This is a genomic window from Synechococcus sp. BA-124 BA4 (assembly GCF_034931165.1).
The window spans coordinates 1-16,376 of the sequence record NZ_JAYGIA010000040.1 but is presented as its reverse complement, the minus strand read 5'-3'; the positions used below and the strand labels follow the sequence as shown (position 1 = coordinate 16,376).

Below are 16,376 nucleotides of genomic sequence, written 5' to 3'. Positions count from 1 at the left end.
GTCCCGGCCCTCTGGCGCGAACGCCTCGGCGAGGCCCAGGCCGCCCGCCTGTGGCGCGAACAGCGCCGCACCTGGTGGCAGTTCTGGGGACCCCACACCGATGGCGGCGCCTATCTGGTGGTGCAGGAGAACGCCGCTGCCGGAGCCCAGAGGCCCCTGCCGTCCGATGGCCTGCGGGTGGGCAATCTGCTGGTGGTGGCCCCCGATCCCCTCTCCCGGCGCCTGTTGCAGGACCAGCTGCGGCCGGACCAGCGGGCCGGCCGCGGGCTGTTCAGCGCCTGCCTGCCCCGCCTGGAGACCGGCCAGGGGGTGTTCTGGAACGCCTCTGGGCTCGGGGCGCTGGTGGGACCCCTGGCCCCCCTGCTGGAGGCCTATCAGGAGGGCTGCCTGTCCCTGTCGCTCGAGGCCTCTGCGGTTCGCTGGCGCGGCGAAGCCTCCGACCGTCCCGCCGCCACCGGCCCGGCGGGCAGTCAGAGAACCCCGGACCTGCCGCCCTCTTCAAGGCCGCCCCTGCCCGGCGACCTGCTGCTGGAACTCCAGGGCTCCTCCCTTGAGCAGCTGTTCCGCGGGCTCCTGGCCCGCCAGCTGATCCGCGATCCCCTGGCGGCCCGCTACGGCATTGACACCAAGGGGCTCGCCCTGCTGCGCCGTTCCCCGTTCCGCCTGAGGCTCCAGCCCCAGGCCACCGGTCCCTTCCAGGCCTCGCTCGAGCTGCAGGTGGCGGTGGGGCCCGACCGGCAGGGCTGGCGGCAGCTGCTGGAGGGCCTGGCCAAGGCCCTGCAGGCCCAGGGGCTGGAGGATGGCTCGGGCTCCTCGACGACCTCCAAGGCGCTGACCGCCACCTGGAGCCGGCAGGACGGCGTGGTGCTGGGGGGCTGGCGCTGGATCGGCGAGGCCGGGCCCTCGCCCCAGTTGCTGCTGTTCCTGGGTCCGGTGCCCGGCCGCTGGCAGCCCATGGCCACCGCAGGAGCGAGTGCCCCGGCCAGCGGCGAGCTCTGGCTGCGGGTCCGCCCCCGGGGACTCGACCAGCTGGGCCTGCTGCCGGAACCGCTGCCGGAGCTGGTGCGCCGTGCCGACCAGCTGTGGATGGAGTCCGTTCCCGGTGAATCGGCCAGCGGCGGCGCCGGCCTCAGCTGGCTGAAGGGACGCCTTCAGGTGAGCCGCTGACGGCCTGACGCTCGCGCCGCCGCCGCTCGGCGGCCACGGTCTCCTCCATCAGCTCGACAGCCATGGACATCTTCTCCAGATTGCTGGCGTAGAGAGCGAGGTCCTTGTCGAGCCGGTCCCGCAGCAGGCCCATGGAGGCGCCGATCTCGTGGGCCAGCTGCCGCAGGGCCTGGGGCTCCATGGCGTCGTCGGCGAGGGCTTGCTCCAGCAGGGCCAGCAGGCCGACGGCCATCAGGCGTGAGTAGTGGAAGTCCGGCCGGCGGATACCGGCGAGGGCGGTGGCCACCGGCGGCGGCGCCCCCTCCCCCTGGCGTTCAATCCACTGGCGCACCTCGGCCTGGCTGTGGCGCCCCATGGCGGCCAGGGCATCGTTGCTCTGGCGGCGCAGCTCGGGGCCGTCGAAGCCGGAGGAGGCGCACAGGGCCTCGAACAGGGGGCCTTTCTGGGCCTCCGGACGGTAGCCGCGAGCAAAGCCGTCGAAGACCTGGACGAGTCCCACGGCGAACAGGGGATCACTCTGGAAACCCTTCTGACGGCTCAGCAGGTGGAGCTCCACCAGCAATTCGTCGACCATGCGCCGGTAGAGGGGACCGATGACATGGGGGAAGGCGCCATGGAAGGCACGCTTGCTGTCGGCGACGGTGAGAGCAGCGCTCACGCGGTTGGATTCTTCGTTGCTGCGACCTTAGCGCTGCAGGCACTCGACCCGATCGGCGGCTGGGTAGGATCGTTTCAATCGCCTGTCTGGAGCCCATGATCCCGATCGTCATCGAGGAGTCGGGTCGCGGTGAAAGAGCCTTCGACATCTATTCCCGCCTGCTGCGCGAGAGGATCATCTTCCTCGGCGAACCGGTGACGGCAGAGTCCGCCAACCGCGTGGTGGCCCAGTTGCTGTTTCTGGAGGCCGAAGATCCTGAGAAGGATATCTTCCTCTATGTCAATTCTCCGGGGGGTTCCGTTTATGACGGCCTCGGCATCTTTGACACGATGCAGCACATCAAACCCGACGTGCAGACGGTCTGCGTCGGTCTGGCGGCCAGCATGGGCGCCTTTCTGCTCTGCGCCGGTGCCAAGGGCAAACGCAGCAGCCTCAGCCACTCCCGGATCATGATCCACCAGCCCCTCGGCGGGGCCCGGGGTCAGGCCAGCGACATCCGCATCCAGGCGGATGAGATCCTTTATCTCAAGGACAAGCTCAACCGCGAACTGGCCAGCCGCACCGGTCAGGATCTCGAGCGGATCCAGATCGACACCGACCGGGATTTCTTCATGTCCCCGGCCGAAGCGATGGCCTATGGCCTGATCGACAAGGTGATCGAGAAGCGGCCCGTTCGCCCCGTCTGAGCCGCCCGAGAGACGGAACGTCCCAGACAGGCACAAAAAAAGGGCCTGCCGAAGCAGGCCTTTTTTCATGGGGAGGAGCCGAAGCCTCAGGTTGCCTCGCTGGCCTCGGCCACCGCGCCACCCTGATGGGGGCTGACGGCAAGGTCGGCGGCCGTGAGCAGGGGGGAAAAGCGATCCTTGTCAGGAATCGAGGCGAACTCGGAGACGATCAGCCTGAACTCATCGCCATCGAGGCTTTCCTTCTCGATCAGCAGTTCCACCAGCCTGTCCATGCAGGCGCGGTGGTCGGCCACCAGCTTGACGGTGTCGGCGTAGCAGCTCTGGACGATCTGCCGGACGGCCTCATCAATCTTGTGGGCGATGGCATCGGAGACATCGCTGCGGGTCATCAGGTCGCGGCCCAGGAACACCTCCTGATTGCCGGCTTCCAGCGACATCGGACCCAGGTCGCTCATGCCGAAGCGCGTCACCATCTGGCGGGCCATCGAGGCCACCTGCTGGATGTCGCCGCCGGCACCGGTGGTCACCTCGGCGTGGCCGAAGACCACATCCTCGGCGGCCCGCCCGCCGAGGGCGCCCATGATCCGGGCCCGCAGCTGGGCACGGCTGACGAGCATCTGTTCCTCGTCGGGGGCGAACCAGGTGAGGCCCTGGGCCTGACCCCGGGGGATCAGGGTGACCTTCTGCACCGGATCGTGCTGCTTCACCAGGGTGCCAACCAGGGCGTGGCCCACTTCGTGATAAGCGATCAGGCGCTTGCTGCGGCCATCGGTGAGGGGCTTGCCCTCCATGCCGGCGATGATCCGGTCGACGGCGTCGTCGATCTCGGCCAGGCCGGTGGCCTCCTTGCGCCGGCGGGCCGTGAGGATCGCCGCCTCGTTGAGCAGGTTGGCGAGGTCGGCACCGGTGAAGCCGGGGGTGCGACGGGCGATCATCTCGAGGGAGACGTCGTCGGCCAGCTTCTTGTTGCGGCTGTGCACCTTGAGGATCGAGAGCCGTCCCTTGATGTCGGGGGCGTCCACCTGCACCTGGCGATCGAAACGGCCTGGCCGCATCAGGGCCGAGTCCAGCACGTCGGGGCGGTTGGTGGCGGCGATGATGATGATGCCGCTGTTGCCCTCGAAGCCGTCCATCTCGGTGAGCAGCTGGTTGAGGGTCTGCTCCCGCTCGTCGTTGCCGCCGCCGATGCCGGCGCCGCGCTGGCGGCCGACGGCGTCGATCTCGTCGATGAAGATGAGGCAGGGGCTGTTCTCCTTGGCCCGCTTGAACAGGTCGCGCACGCGGCTGGCTCCGACCCCCACGAACATCTCAACGAACTCCGAACCGGAGAGGGAGAAGAAGGGCACACCGGCCTCACCGGCGATGGCCTTGGCCAGCAGGGTCTTGCCGGTGCCTGGGGGGCCCACCAGCAGCACGCCGCGGGGAATCTTGGCCCCCACTGAGGTGAAGCGTTCGGGGGTCTTGAGGAAGGTCACCACCTCCTGCAGATCCTGCTTGGCCTCCTCCACCCCGGCCACGTCATCGAACTTGACGCCGGTTTCGGCCTCCATGGCGAAGCGGGCCTTCGACTTGCCGAACTGCATCGCCTGACCGGGGCCGCCTGGCATGCCGGAGGAGCGCCGGGCCAGGAAGATCAGCGAACCGATCAGCAGCAGCGGGAAGAGCAGGTTGCCCAGCAGGCCGAGGGCCGGAGGGGTCGACTTGGGCGGATGGACATCGAAGCTGATGCCCTGATCCTTGAGCTTGTTGATCAGCTCCGGCGCCACGCCAGGCAGATCGACCCGAAGACGCTGGACGCGGTTATCGAGGTCGGGATCCACCGCCTCGATGACGGCGGTGCGGCCCCCGTCAAAGATGTCGACCGCGGTCACGCGTCCGGCTTCCACGTAATCGAGGAATCGGCCGTAGCTCATCCGGGCCACCGCCGCATTGCGGGGCGCCGTGGTGTCACCGCCGCCACCGGCGGGGGCCAGACGCCCGCCGGAACTCAGCAGCTGCCAACCCAGGAACAGGGCCACAGCGACCGGCAACAGCCAGAGGGCAAGGACACGCCAGCGCTGATTCATGGTTGTGAAGCTTTCGAACAACCTTAAGAGCGCGGGGCCCTGCTTCGGGAGCCTGACACCCTGAAAGCGGATGGCTCAGCTGGCCTGGAGCCAGGGGTTGAGCTCGATGCCGCCGGCGGCGGCCTCCGGCACCGGGGCCGATTCCATGATCAGTTCGCGGGCCTCGATCGATTCGAGCAGCTCCGGACCACCCAGGCCATGCGTCCAGATCTCCACCTCGCTCCGGTCCGGACACTGAAAGGTCAGGAGTTCGAAAGGAAAGACGACCCGTTCGAGGAAGAACTGCTCCGGCCCGATGCAGCGCAGGATGACCATGCGGTCGGAGCCGTTCCGGTAGCCGCAATCCACCTGTTCCGTCCTGGCCAGTTGATCCAACACCTTCATGTGGCGACGTCACTACCATCAAGCCATTGCGGCTGTGGGGATTCGGTGACGAAGGCGACGGATTGCCAGTCTTAATCTTTTCTTCTGTTCTCTCCTGGGGACGGCGGGGCTACGGCCGGCCCCGTCGGCCCCCAGACCCTTCAGAGACTCCTGAGGGCCGCGATCGGATCCAGCCGGGCGGCCCGTCGCGCCGGCACGACCCCGAAGAACAGGCCGATCGAACCGGACAGCCCCACCGTCAGCAGCACCGTGCCGGCCTCGATCGTCGCCGGCAGGGGGGTGAACGCCGCCACCAGGGCCACGGTGCCCAGGCCCAGGGCACTGCCGATCACCCCGCCGAGGCTGGCCAGCACCAGGGATTCCACCAGGAACTGGAGCAGCACGTCGCTGCTGCGGGCACCAAGGGCCTTGCGCAGGCCGATCTCCTCGGTGCGCTCACTCACCGAGACCAGCATGATGTTCATGATGCCGATCCCGCCCACCAGCAGGGACACGGCGCCGATGGCGCCGAGCATCAGGGTGAGACCGCCCGTGATCGTGCCGACGATCGTGAGGGCATCCTTCTGGGAGCGCACGGCGAAGTCGTCCTCCCGCAGGATGCGGTGCCGCTGACGCAGCAGGTTGGTGATCTGGAAGGCGGCCGCCCCGGTGCTGGCTTCATCCTTCGCCTCCACGCTGATGAAGGTGAGGCTGATGCCGAAGGTGGGATCCCTGCCGCTCAGCTGACTCACCATCGTGGTGAGGGGGATGTAGGCGTTTTCGTCCTGGTTGGAGCCGAACACCGCCCCCTTTGGCTCCAGGATGCCGATCACCTCGAAGGACTTGTCACGGATGCGCAGCTGGCGGCCCAGGGCCTCCCCGGCGGGCATCAGCTTCTCCTGCAGGTCGGGCCCGATCACCACCACGTTGCGGGCGCCCTGCACATCGCGTTGGTCGATGAAGCGGCCGCGGGCCACCTCGAAACTGCGGACCGGCAGAAATTCCGGCGTCACCCCCGAGACCGAGATCGTGGAGCTGAACCCCCCGGCCTGGGCCACTTCATTCAGGGTGATCTGCGGCGCGACGCGGCTCACGCTCGGCACCTGCTCGGCGATCGCCTTGGCGTCCTCCAGCACAAGGGTGCGGGGGGTCTCGATCCCCTGGCGCCGGGTGTCGTTGTTGCCGGGTACCACGAACAGCACGTTGGCGCCCAGGGTGCTGAGTTGGCTCTCGGCCAGGTTCTGGGCCCCGCGGCCGACCCCCACCAGGGTGATGACCGAGGCGTTGCCGATCACGATGCCGAGCATGGTGAGCAGGCTGCGCAGACGGTTGGAGCGCAGCGTCAGCAGCGCCATGGACACCGTCTCGCTCAGGGGCAGCTTGGAGGCCATGGCGGCGCAGCCGGAGGGGCTTCGGTTCTAGAGGAACGAGGGCACCGCCGAAGGGTGGGAACTGCGGGGACCCCGGTGCACCACCCCCTCCTGGATCTCGAGGGTGACCACCTCGCCCATGCGCAGTTCGAGGGTGGCGTTGACCACACCGACGATCACCGGCACGCCCAGACGCTCGGCGATCACAGCGGCGTGGCTCTGGCGGCCCTCCTCCTCGGCGATCACCCCGCGGGCCTTGCGGATCGCCTCCAGGTAGGCGGCGCTGGTCTCGCGCACCACCAGGATCTCGCCGGCCTCCAGACGGGCCGCGTCCTCGGGCGAACTGGCCAGCCGCACCTTGCCGCTGACGGTGCCGCTGCCGATGCCGACACCGCGGCCCATGACGGCGGAGACGATGCCCACCTTGACCAGGTCGGTGGAGCCGCTCACCCCCTCCAGGGTGCCGGCGGTCTGGACCACGAGGTCACCGGCGCCCAGCAGGCCCAGCTGCTGGGCCGTGGCCATGGCGACGCTGAAGGTACGGCTGCTGCTGGATTCGTCCTGGATCAGCAGCGGGTTGACCCCCCACACCAGCTGCAGCTGGCGGGCCACCGTCACATCGGAGGTGATCGCCAGGATCGGGGTGCTGGGGCGGAACTTGCTGACGTTGCGGGCCGTGGAGCCGGTCTTGGTGAGGGGCAGGATCGCCGCGGCGTTGAGCTGGCGGGCGATGCTGCTCACCGCCTGGCAGATGGCGTTGGGGATGGTGGTGGCCATGTGGCTGTCCAGCACCCGCTGGGGATAGTCACGCTCGATGCGGCGGGCGATCTGGTCCATCGTGGCCACCGCCTCCACGGGGTAATCGCCCACCGCCGTCTCGTTGGAGAGCATCACCGCGTCGGTGCCGTCGAGGATGGCGTTGGCCACATCGCTCACCTCGGCCCGGGTGGGCCGGGGGCAGGAGGCCATCGAATCCAGCATCTGGGTGGCCGTGATGATCGGGATGCCGAGGCTGTTCGCCTTGCGGATCAGCTCCTTCTGCAGCAGCGGCACCTCCTCGGCGGGCATCTCCACCCCGAGATCGCCGCGGGCCACCATCACCCCGTCGCAGAGGGGCAGGATCGCGTCGATGGCATCGATGGCCTCGAACTTCTCGATCTTGGCCACCACCGGCGTGTCGTGGCCATGGCTGCGGATCAGCTCCCGGATCTCCAGCATGTCGGAGGGGTTGCGCACGAAGCTCAGGGCCACCCAGTCGACACCCTGCTGCAGGCCGAAGGCCAGGTCGCGGCGGTCCTTGGGGGTCAGGGCGCGGATCGAGAGCTGGACGTCGGGGAAGTTGACCCCCTTGTTGTTGGAGAGGACCCCGCCCACCGTCACCCGGCATTTCAGGGTCTGGCCGGGGGCATCGACCTCCACCACCACCATCTCGACGCGGCCGTCGTCCAACAGGATGCGGCTGCCGTTGGTCACCTCATCCGCCAGCCGGTCGTAGGTGACGGTGGCGATGGTGTGGTCGCAGTTGACGGCCCGCGAGGTGAGCGAGAAGGGATCGCCCTTGGCCAGGGTGATCGGACCGGCCTGGAAGCGGCCCAGGCGAATCTTGGGACCCTGCAGGTCCTGCAGGATGCCGATGTGGACGCCCAGTTCGTGGGCCACCTGACGGATGGTGGCGATCCGATCAGCGTGATCGCTGTGATCGCCGTGGGAAAAGTTGAGACGGAAGGTGGTGGCGCCGGCGGCGATCAGCTGCCGCAGCACCTCGGGTGACTCGGTGGCGGGCCCGATCGTGGCCACGATCTTTGTGCGACGCATGAGATCGTGAGGGGCCATTGGACGACCTTGTACAAGGGCGGAAACTACCATCCGGCCTTGCCAGGAGCGCGCTTGAAATGGACTTTCACGACTACCAGCAACGCTCCCGTGAGACGGCGCGCTATCCGGACGCGGGCGCCAACATCCTCTACCCGACCCTGGGGCTCTGCGGCGAGGCCGGCGAGGTGGCTGACAAGGTGAAGAAGGTGCTGCGGGACCGGGGCGGGGTGTTCGGCCCCGAGGTCCGCGACGACCTGCGGCTGGAGCTGGGCGATGTGCTCTGGTACGTGGCCCAGCTGGCCACGGAGCTGGGGCTTGACCTTGAGGATGTGGCCGGCGCCAACCTGGCCAAGCTGGCCGACCGGGCGGACCGTAACGTGATCGCAGGCAGCGGCGACCGGCGGTGACTCAGCGAAGGACCGTCGTTGCAGGGCCCGGACTCTCGTCCAGAACCTCGGGCAGGATCGGGCCCGCCAGCCTGGCCGTGGCGGGAGCCCGGCTGCTGCTGCGGCTGTCCCTGGTCCTGCTGGTGCTGTTCGGCGCCCCCGCCCTGGCGGGCGCCACCGACCTGACGGTGTCGGAGGTGGTGCTGGAGCCCTGCCCCGCCGATGACCTGGGCACCCAGCCGACCCTGGCCCGCCCCAGCGGCGCCACCTGCTGGGCCCTGCGCGGCGTGGTGGTCAACCCGGGATCGAAGCCGGTGGTCGACACCGATGTCTTCGGCCTGATTCTCGATGCCAGTGGTGAACCGGTGCTGCCCAACCGCACCCGGGTGGGATCGATCGGCGACGTGCCCCCCGGCCGCTCCAGCTTCGCCCTGCGGCTGGCGGTGCCGGCGGGCACCCCCGGCCCCCTGGGCACCCGCAGCGTCAAGGCCCGGGGCTTCAGCGCCCCGGTGCGTACCCGTGCCGGCGTCGACGACGAGCTGCTGCCCCTGGAGGAGGCCCTGGCGGCGTCGCCGGCCGCCGAACCTCAGTAGAGGCCGCCGGAGAGGCTGGCGATGGAGGCCCCAAGCAGGCTCTGGGCCAGCTGCAGGGCGATGAAGGCCACCAGGGCCGAGAGGTCAAGGCCGCCGAGGGGCGGAATCAGGCCGCGGAAGGCGTTGAGGTAGGGGTCGGTGATGGCGCTGACGCTGGAGAGCACCGGGTTGCTCCAGTCGAGGTTGGGGAACCAGCTGAGCAGCACCCGGACCAGCAGCACCAGCAGGTAGATGCTCAGGGTCTGGGCCAGCACCTGGAGCAGGAAGACGAAGATGCTCATGGAAGGGGGCAGAGAATGGGGCTGCAGGCTTGCGCCGACGCTTGGGCCAACTCTATGGATCCGCTTCCTCGTCGGGCGGCGGCGGGGTTCCGGCCGTCTCGGCGGCCGCCAGGCGTGAGCCCAGGGCAGCCAGATCATCGGCCTTCAGGGAGAAGGTGCGGTGGAACTTCTCACTCAGGCTCAGCCAGTAGGAGCGGCCGTCGCTCTGGCGGCGGCGTTCGATGAAGTCCTGGGCCAGGAGCTCCCTGATATGGTCGTAGGCCCCCGAGCCGCGCAGCTCCACCAGCTCCGACTGCAGCAGGCGCTTTTTGAGGGCAAGGGTGGCCAGGGTGCGCAGGGCGGCGACCGAGAGGTCCACCGGCAGCAGGTTCTGGACCAGATCCCCCAGGCCGGCGCGCAGCTGCAGGGCGTAGTGCTGCCCCTCCTGGTGGATCTCCAGGGCGGTGTCCCGGTGGGCGTAGTCGGCCATCAGGGTGATCAGGGCCAGCTCGGTCTCGTCGCGGTCGATGCCGGCGATGGCGGCCAGCTCGCCCAGCTCCAGGGGACGGCCCTTCAGGTAGAGAATCGCCTCGAGCCGGGCCGGCAGGGACAGCCCCGGGGTGGCCGCCACCGAGCGCTCGCCTACGGGGGGCTCGCCTTCAGGAGGCTTGCCATCGGGAGGCAGGGGGTCGGCTTCAGCCATGGGGACGTCCGGCACGGCGTGGCGGCAACGTATCGCAGGCCTCAGACCCCCACCAGCCCGCCCGGACTGGGCAGGGTCCGTCCCACCTCGCCCAGGAACAGCCGGTAGGCCGGATTGCCGGTCTCCTCCCAGTGCTGGTAGGGGAGATCGGCGAGGAAGGCCTGCCAGGCCTGCAGCTCCCCCGGGGGCACCTGCACCCCGACCACGATGCGGCCCACGTCGGCGCCGTGGTTGCGGTAGTGGAAGATGCTGATGTTCCAGTTGGGATGCAGGGCGTTCACGAAGGCCATCAGGGCCCCGGGCCGCTCCGGGAAGACGAAGCGATACAGCCGCTCCTCCCCCTGGTTCAGGGCCGCTCCAGCGCTGGCCGGCAGCCGGCCGCCCACCATGTGGCAGAGGTGGAGCTTGGCCAGCTCGTCGCCGCTCAGATCGAGGCAGGGAAACCCCTGGGACTCCAGGGCGTCCATCAGCTGGCGGGTGTCCTGGTGGCCGCTGATCTGCACCCCCACGAAGATGTGGGCCAGCTGGGGGTCAGCGAGGCGGTAGCTGAACTCGGTGAGGCTGCGCTGGCCGAGGACGGCGCAGAAGCGGGCCAGGCTGCCGGGCTGCTCTGGAATCTCCACCGCCAGCAGGGCTTCGCGCTCCTCGCCCAGCTCGGCCCGCTCGGCCACGAAGGCCAGCCGGTCGAAGTTCATGTTGGCGCCGCAGGCCACCGCCACCAGCGTGCGGTCCCGTAGCTGCCGCTGAGCCACGTCCTTCTTCATGCCGGCCACCGAGAGGGCGCCGGCCGGTTCCAGGATCGAGCGGGTGTCCTCGAAGACATCCTTGATGGCGGCGCAGATCTCGTCGGTGTCCACGGTGACCATGCGGTCGACGCAGCGCTGGGCCAGGGCGAAGGTGTGCTCGCCCACCTGGCGCACGGCCACCCCGTCGGCGAACAGGCCCACCTGGTCCAGCCGCACCCGCTCCCCGGCCGCCAGCGAGCGGGTCATGGCGTCGGCGTCGCTCGGCTCCACCCCGATCACCTCCACCCGCGGCCAGAGACTCTTGACGTAGGCGCCGATCCCCGCGATCAGGCCGCCGCCGCCCACCGCCACGTAGATGGCATCGGGGGGGTCGGAGCACTGGCGCAGGATCTCCAGGGCGATGGTGCCCTGGCCGGCGATCACGTCGGGATCGTCGAAGGGATGGATGAAAGTGAGCCCGCGCTGGCGCTGCAGGCGGTGGGCTTCTTCACAGGCCTCGTCGTAGGTGTCGCCGTGGAGCACCACCTCGGCCCCCCGGGCCGCCACGGAGCGCACCTTCATCTCCGGTGTCGTCACCGGCATCACGATCACGGCGGTGCAGCCGAGCCGCTGGGCCGCCAGGGCCACCCCCTGGGCGTGGTTGCCGGCGCTGGCGGCGATCACCCCCCGGTCGAGCTCCGCGCGCTCTAGGCCGGCCATCTTGTTGTAGGCCCCCCGCAGCTTGAAGCTGAACACGGGCTGGAGGTCCTCCCGTTTGAGCAGCACCTGGTTGTGGAGCCGGCGGGAGAGGTTGGGGGCGGGATCGAGGGGGGACTCGATCGCCACGTCGTACACCCGGGCCCGCAGGATCCGCTGCAGGTAGGCGGTCGCCCCGGGGAAGGGTTGGTCGTCGTCGGCCATGGTCATCGCTCCAGTGTCGCAACCCGACCCCGGAACGGTGGCGTCCGCCGCCGTGGGCCGGGGTGAACCCCGTAGATTGGCCACCTGGAAGCAAGGACGGGCATGCATCTGAGCGAGCTGAGCCATCCGAATCAGCTGCACGGCCTGAGCACCGCTGAACTCGAGGCCATGGCTCGCCAGATCCGCGAGAAGCATCTGGAGGTGGTGGCCACCAGCGGCGGTCACCTGGGCCCGGGCCTGGGGGTCGTCGAACTCACCCTCGCCCTCTACCAGACCCTCGACCTGGACCACGATCGGGTCGTGTGGGATGTGGGTCACCAGGCCTACCCCCACAAGCTGGTCACGGGCCGCTACAAGGATTTCCACACCCTGCGCCAGCAGGGCGGTGTCGCGGGCTATCTCAAGCGCGGCGAGAGCCGCTTCGACCACTTCGGCGCTGGCCACGCCTCCACGAGCATCTCGGCGGCCCTGGGCATGGCCCTGGCCCGTGACCGCCGCGGCGAGGATTTCAAATGCGTCGCCGTCATCGGTGACGGCGCCCTCACCGGCGGCATGGCCCTGGAGGCGATCAACCATGCGGGCCACCTGCCACGCACCAAGCTGCTGGTGGTGCTGAACGACAACGACATGTCGATCTCGCCGCCGGTGGGGGCCCTCTCCACCCACCTGAACCGCATGCGGCTGAGCAAGCCGGTGCAGTTCCTCTCCGGCAGCGCTGAGGAGGCGGTCAAGCACCTGCCCTTCCTGCACGGGGAGCTGCCCACCGAGCTCAAGACCCTCAAGGAGAGCATGAAACGGCTGGCGGTGCCCAAGGTGGGGGCCGTCTTCGAGGAGCTGGGCTTCACCTATGTGGGCCCGATCGACGGCCACGACATTCCCGAGATGGTGCGCACCTTCCAGGCGGCCCACCGCTGCGAGGGTCCGGTGCTGGTGCACGTGGCCACCACCAAGGGCAAGGGCTACCCCTACGCCGAGGCCGACCAGGTCGGCTATCACGCCCAGTCGGCCTTCGACCTGGCCACCGGCAAGGCCTACCCCTCCAGCAAGCCCAAGCCCCCCAGCTGGAGCAAGGTGTTCGGCCAGACCCTGGTCAAGATCTGTGAGCAGGATTCCCGGGTGGTGGGCATCACCGCCGCCATGGCCACCGGCACGGGCCTTGACCTGCTGGAAAAGGCCCTGCCCCAGCAGTACTTCGATGTCGGCATCGCCGAGCAGCACGCCGTGACGATGGCGGCAGGGATGGCCTGCGAGGGCCTGCGGCCGGTGGTGGCGATCTACAGCACCTTCCTGCAGCGGGCTTACGACCAGCTCATCCACGACGTGGGCATCCAGAAGCTGCCGGTCATCTTCGTGCTTGACCGGGCCGGCATCGTCGGCGCCGATGGCCCCACCCACCAGGGTCAGTACGACATCAGCTACCTGCGGGCCGTGCCCAATTTCACGGTGATGGCTCCGAAGGATGAGGCCGAACTGCAGCGCATGCTCGTCACCTCCATTGCCCACGATGGCCCCTGCGCCATCCGCATCCCCCGGGGCGAAGGGGAAGGCGTGCCGCTGATGGATGAGGGCTGGCAGCCGCTGGAGATCGGCCGCGGTGAACTGCTCACCGATGGGGACGACGTGCTGATCCTGGCCTACGGCGCCATGGTGGCGCCGGCGATGGCCACCGCCGGTCTGCTGCAGGAGAAGGGTCTGCGGGCGGCCGTGGTCAATGCCCGCTTCCTGCGCCCCCTCGATGAGGCGCTGCTGCTGCCCCTGGCCCGCCGCATCGGCCGGGTCGTGACGATGGAGGAGGGGGCCCTGCCCGGAGGCTTCGGTGCCGCGGTGGTGGAATCCTTCAACGACCACGATCTGCCCGTGCCGGTGCTGCGCATCGGCATTCCCGACGTCCTGGTGGACCACGCCAGTCCCGACCAGAGCAAGGAGAAGCTGGGACTGACCCCCTCCCAGATGGCCGATCGCATCCTTGAGCGCTTCGGGCCCGTCTTCCGGGCCACCGTTCCCACCGCCCTTGCCGTCTGAGTCGTCCCTCCGCTGCCAGGTGCTGGTGGTGGGGGCCGGACCGGCCGGCGGCGACCTGGCCCGGCGTCTCGCCCTCCAGGGGGCGGATGTGGTTCTGGTCGACCGGCTCGACGACCTGAGCCGCTCCGCCTTCAGCAGCGCCGCCCTGCCGATCGCGACCATGACCAGCCTGGGCCTGCCGGCGGAGGTGGTGGGCAGCCGCTGGTGGGAATGGCAGCTGATCGGGCCCGGGGCCGCCACCCGGCGCTGGGCCTCGCCCCACCCCCTCGGGGTGGTGCTGGATTTCGGTGCCCTGCGCCGCTGGCAGGCCGAGCAGTGCCAGCGCTGGGGCGCTCGGGTGCAGCTGGGCGTGCACGCCTGCTCCAGCCGCCAGGAAGGCGAGCAGATGGTGACGCTGCTGCGCCGCTCGGATGGCAGCACGCTTGAGGTCCGCAGCGACTGGACCGTGGATGCCAGCGGCCACGAGCGGGCCCTGCTGGGGGATCCGCCGGTGACCGGCCAGCTCCGGGATGGGCTGGTGCGGGCCGCCGGCCTGGAATGGCTGCTGCGGGTGTCCCCCGCTTGCTGGGAGCGCTGGGCCGACCGGCTCAGCTTCTGCCTGGGCAGCGACTGGGTGCCCCAGGGCTACGGCTGGATCTTTCCGATGCAGCCCGGGGTGCTGAAGCTCGGTGTCTGCCGGCTGGTGGATGGCCAGCGGCGCCAGCCGCCCCTGGGGGGGTTGATCGGCGAGCTGGGCCGACGGCTGCTGGCGGAGGGCGAGCCCTTCGAGGTGCTCGACCGCCACGGAGGCCTGGTGCGCAGCACGATCCGGCGCCGGGAACCCCACCAGCGGGGCCGGCTGGTGGGACTTGGGGATGCGGTCAGCACCGCCAACCTGCTGGGCGGCGAAGGGATCCGCCACGCCCTCACCAGCAGCGCCGTGCTCGCTCCCCTGCTGCAGGTGGCCCTCAGCGCCCAGGGCCATTCCTCCTCAGGTCAGCAGGCGCAGCGGGCCCTGCGGGACTACGCGCCCCAACTGCGCCGTGCCCTGGGCTGGCGCTGGTCGCTCAGCGGCCGTCTGGCTCGGCGCACCTGGCTGGGCCTGCACGGGGCCGGGGCCGATGGCCGGCTTGACCAGGTGCTGCGGGGACTGGAAAGCAGCAGGGCGGAGGATCTCTCGGCCCTGCTGTTCGGTTATCGGTTCGAGCGTTACGGCCTGCGGGCGATGCCGTACCTGCTCGGCTGGCGCTGAGCGCTCAGAGGACGCCGCGGGAGGCCAGGCCCAGGATCGCGCCCATGCCGAGGATGTGGCCCAGGCTGGTGGTGCCGAGCATGGCGCCGTGGCTGAAGCCGCCGAAGAAGTTGTCGCTGGGCAGCTTGAGGCCCACCTTCTGCTGCTGGATGGTGGCCTTGCCGATGGCGATGGCGATGACGTTGCAGACGATCATGACCAGGGCCACCTTCGGGGACCAGCTGATCGAAGCGGGAGCCATGGCCAGGAGAGGAGCGATCATGATGCACTTGCCGACGCCCCATCTTCCGGGTCAGCGCGAGCTGTGCCCCGCCCCCTTAAGACTTGTTCACCTGGGTATCGGCTGAACCCGCCGCCGGGGGCTCCGACGGCAACAGCCGGAACCCGAGCAGCACCACCAGGTTGCTGAGGGTCAGGAAGGCTTCGGCGCCGCCGTGCAGGGGATCCACGTCGGCCAGCTGCCGGCCGTAAACCTGCTGGGCCACAACCGCGGCGACGATCGTGACCGCCACGAACAGGAGCGTCAGCTGGAATCCCCGCAGCGCCAGCCGGGGAAAGGCCCGCACCTGGCGGGCCCACCACAGGAAGGCCAGGTACGGGAGCAGGGAGAGCACGAAGAACGGGGCCGGATCGATGGCGCCGAGGCCCTGGAACCAGGTGGCCATGGGCAGGCTCACGAGCGGTCGTCCTGCGCAGAGAGCCGCTGCTGGCGCAGCAGGTTCCAGGCGGCCAGGGCCATCGCCCCGTTGCCGATGGCGGTGAGGCCGGCCTGCAGCACCACCAGGCCCTTGAGGGCCTCGCTGTTGTCGAACAGATGCCAGGTGCAGGCGGCCATGGCGCTCACCAGCGCCGGCACCATCGCCAGGGCCAGCCAGCGCCAGCCCCCTTCCTGCCGCCGGCTGCCGAAGGCCTGCACGGCCAGGATCGCCAGCATCCACTCCAGCACCGAGGTGATGTGGATCCACCAGGTGGGCAGCGACAGCGCGTGCATGGGCGGGGCCTGGTGCGATCCGTAATGTACGGAGCCGGAACCACCGCTGCGTCGGATGCGTGCTCTGATCTGCGGGTATTACGGCGAGCACAACCTCGGCGACGATGCCCTGCTGGAGGTGCTGCTGGACCAGTTGCCGCCCGGTTGCCGCCCCCTGGTCACGGCCCATGACCAGGCGCTGGTGCGGGAGCGTTTCGGGGTGGAGACCACCGACCGCCGCCGCCTGAAGGACGTGCTGGCGGCCCTGGGCCGCTGCGAGGCCCTGGTGCTCGGTGGCGGCAGCCTGCTCCAGGACGCCACCAGCTTTCGCAGCCTCCTCTACTACGGCGCCCTGATGCTGGCGGCCCGTACCCGCGGCAAGGCCGTCCTCCTCTGGGGTCAGGGCCTGGGGCCCCTGCGCCGCCGCCGCAGCCGCCTGC

General features: G+C 69.6%; 18 protein-coding genes. 7 read left to right on the top strand and 11 right to left on the bottom strand.

Features of this window, described 5'->3' with window-relative positions; genetic code table 11:
• On the top strand, nt 1-1,167 hold a 1,167-nt coding region (locus tag VB734_RS05285; RefSeq protein WP_323243061.1), incomplete at its 5' end, for a hypothetical protein.
• On the opposite strand, the gene psb29 is transcribed toward VB734_RS05285, so the two are convergent.
• Entirely contained in the window at nt 1,130-1,825 is a 696-nt protein-coding gene (psb29, locus tag VB734_RS05280; protein WP_323243060.1) for a photosystem II biogenesis protein Psp29, read from the bottom strand. The genes VB734_RS05285 and psb29 overlap by 38 nt on opposite strands.
• Before the next feature lie 95 nt (nt 1,826-1,920).
• Between psb29 and clpP the strand changes: the two genes are divergently transcribed.
• Nucleotides 1,921-2,511, top strand: a complete 591-nt coding sequence (gene clpP / locus VB734_RS05275; RefSeq protein ID WP_015108279.1) for an ATP-dependent Clp endopeptidase proteolytic subunit ClpP — start codon at nt 1,921-1,923, stop codon at nt 2,509-2,511.
• Between the two features lie 86 nt (nt 2,512-2,597).
• Here clpP and ftsH read toward each other — a convergent pair whose 3' ends face one another.
• From ftsH to pyk, 4 genes are all read right to left on the bottom strand, one after another.
• The gene (gene ftsH, locus VB734_RS05270) at nt 2,598-4,577 is read right to left on the bottom strand and encodes an ATP-dependent zinc metalloprotease FtsH (RefSeq protein WP_323243064.1); all 1,980 of its coding nucleotides are present in this window, start codon (nt 4,575-4,577) and stop codon (nt 2,598-2,600) included.
• A 75-nt stretch (nt 4,578-4,652) separates the two neighbouring features.
• Nucleotides 4,653-4,961: a DUF1830 domain-containing protein gene (locus VB734_RS05265; RefSeq protein ID WP_323243059.1), complete on the bottom strand. Its 309-nt coding sequence runs from the start codon at nt 4,959-4,961 to the stop codon at nt 4,653-4,655.
• 140 nt (nt 4,962-5,101) lie between these two features.
• A complete protein-coding gene (locus VB734_RS05260) occupies nt 5,102-6,331 on the bottom strand; it encodes an ABC transporter permease (RefSeq protein ID WP_323243058.1) in 1,230 nt (409 codons plus the stop codon).
• Nucleotides 6,332-6,358: 27 nt separating this feature from the next.
• Entirely contained in the window at nt 6,359-8,143 is a 1,785-nt protein-coding gene (gene pyk / locus VB734_RS05255) for a pyruvate kinase (protein ID WP_323243057.1), read from the bottom strand.
• 59 nt (nt 8,144-8,202) lie between these two features.
• On the opposite strand from pyk, the gene VB734_RS05250 reads away from it, so the two are divergent.
• Nucleotides 8,203-8,532, top strand: a complete 330-nt coding sequence (locus VB734_RS05250; protein ID WP_323243056.1) for a nucleoside triphosphate pyrophosphohydrolase family protein — start codon at nt 8,203-8,205, stop codon at nt 8,530-8,532.
• A gap of 71 nt (nt 8,533-8,603) precedes the next feature.
• Complete coding sequence (locus VB734_RS05245; RefSeq protein WP_323243063.1) at nt 8,604-9,104, top strand: hypothetical protein; 501 nt, start codon at nt 8,604-8,606, stop codon at nt 9,102-9,104.
• Here VB734_RS05245 and VB734_RS05240 read toward each other — a convergent pair.
• From VB734_RS05240 to ilvA, 3 genes are read right to left on the bottom strand one after another with little or no spacing between them, the layout of a single operon-like run.
• A complete protein-coding gene (locus VB734_RS05240; protein ID WP_323243055.1) occupies nt 9,098-9,385 on the bottom strand; it encodes a YggT family protein in 288 nt (95 codons plus the stop codon). The two genes, VB734_RS05245 and VB734_RS05240, sit on opposite strands and share 7 nt — an antisense overlap.
• A 52-nt stretch (nt 9,386-9,437) precedes the next feature.
• The gene (gene scpB, locus VB734_RS05235; protein ID WP_323243054.1) at nt 9,438-10,067 is read right to left on the bottom strand and encodes an SMC-Scp complex subunit ScpB; all 630 of its coding nucleotides are present in this window, start codon (nt 10,065-10,067) and stop codon (nt 9,438-9,440) included.
• A 41-nt stretch (nt 10,068-10,108) separates the two neighbouring features.
• Nucleotides 10,109-11,719 (bottom strand): threonine ammonia-lyase, biosynthetic, encoded by a 1,611-nt coding sequence (ilvA, locus tag VB734_RS05230; RefSeq protein WP_323243062.1) that lies wholly within the window; start codon nt 11,717-11,719, stop codon nt 10,109-10,111.
• Nucleotides 11,720-11,815: 96 nt separating this feature from the next.
• Between ilvA and dxs the strand changes: the two genes are divergently transcribed.
• On the top strand, nt 11,816-13,735 hold the full coding sequence (gene dxs, locus VB734_RS05225) for a 1-deoxy-D-xylulose-5-phosphate synthase (RefSeq protein ID WP_323243053.1): 1,920 nt from the start codon (nt 11,816-11,818) through the stop codon (nt 13,733-13,735).
• A complete protein-coding gene (locus tag VB734_RS05220; protein ID WP_323243052.1) occupies nt 13,725-14,966 on the top strand; it encodes an NAD(P)/FAD-dependent oxidoreductase in 1,242 nt (413 codons plus the stop codon). Before dxs ends, VB734_RS05220 begins: the two co-directional genes overlap by 11 nt.
• Nucleotides 14,967-14,970: 4 nt before the next feature.
• On the opposite strand, the gene psaK is transcribed toward VB734_RS05220, so the two are convergent.
• The 3 genes from psaK to VB734_RS05205 are packed head-to-tail and all read right to left on the bottom strand — an operon-like array spanning nt 14,971 to nt 15,957.
• A complete protein-coding gene (gene psaK / locus VB734_RS05215; RefSeq protein ID WP_323243051.1) occupies nt 14,971-15,228 on the bottom strand; it encodes a photosystem I reaction center subunit PsaK in 258 nt (85 codons plus the stop codon).
• A 55-nt stretch (nt 15,229-15,283) separates the two neighbouring features.
• On the bottom strand, nt 15,284-15,631 hold the full coding sequence (locus VB734_RS05210; RefSeq protein WP_323243050.1) for a DUF3593 domain-containing protein: 348 nt from the start codon (nt 15,629-15,631) through the stop codon (nt 15,284-15,286).
• An 8-nt stretch (nt 15,632-15,639) separates the two neighbouring features.
• Nucleotides 15,640-15,957, bottom strand: coding sequence for a DUF2499 domain-containing protein (locus tag VB734_RS05205; protein ID WP_323243049.1), 318 nt, complete (start codon nt 15,955-15,957; stop codon nt 15,640-15,642).
• A gap of 55 nt (nt 15,958-16,012) precedes the next feature.
• Between VB734_RS05205 and VB734_RS05200 the strand changes: the two genes are divergently transcribed.
• On the top strand, nt 16,013-16,376 hold a 364-nt coding region (locus tag VB734_RS05200; protein ID WP_323243048.1), incomplete at its 3' end, for a polysaccharide pyruvyl transferase family protein.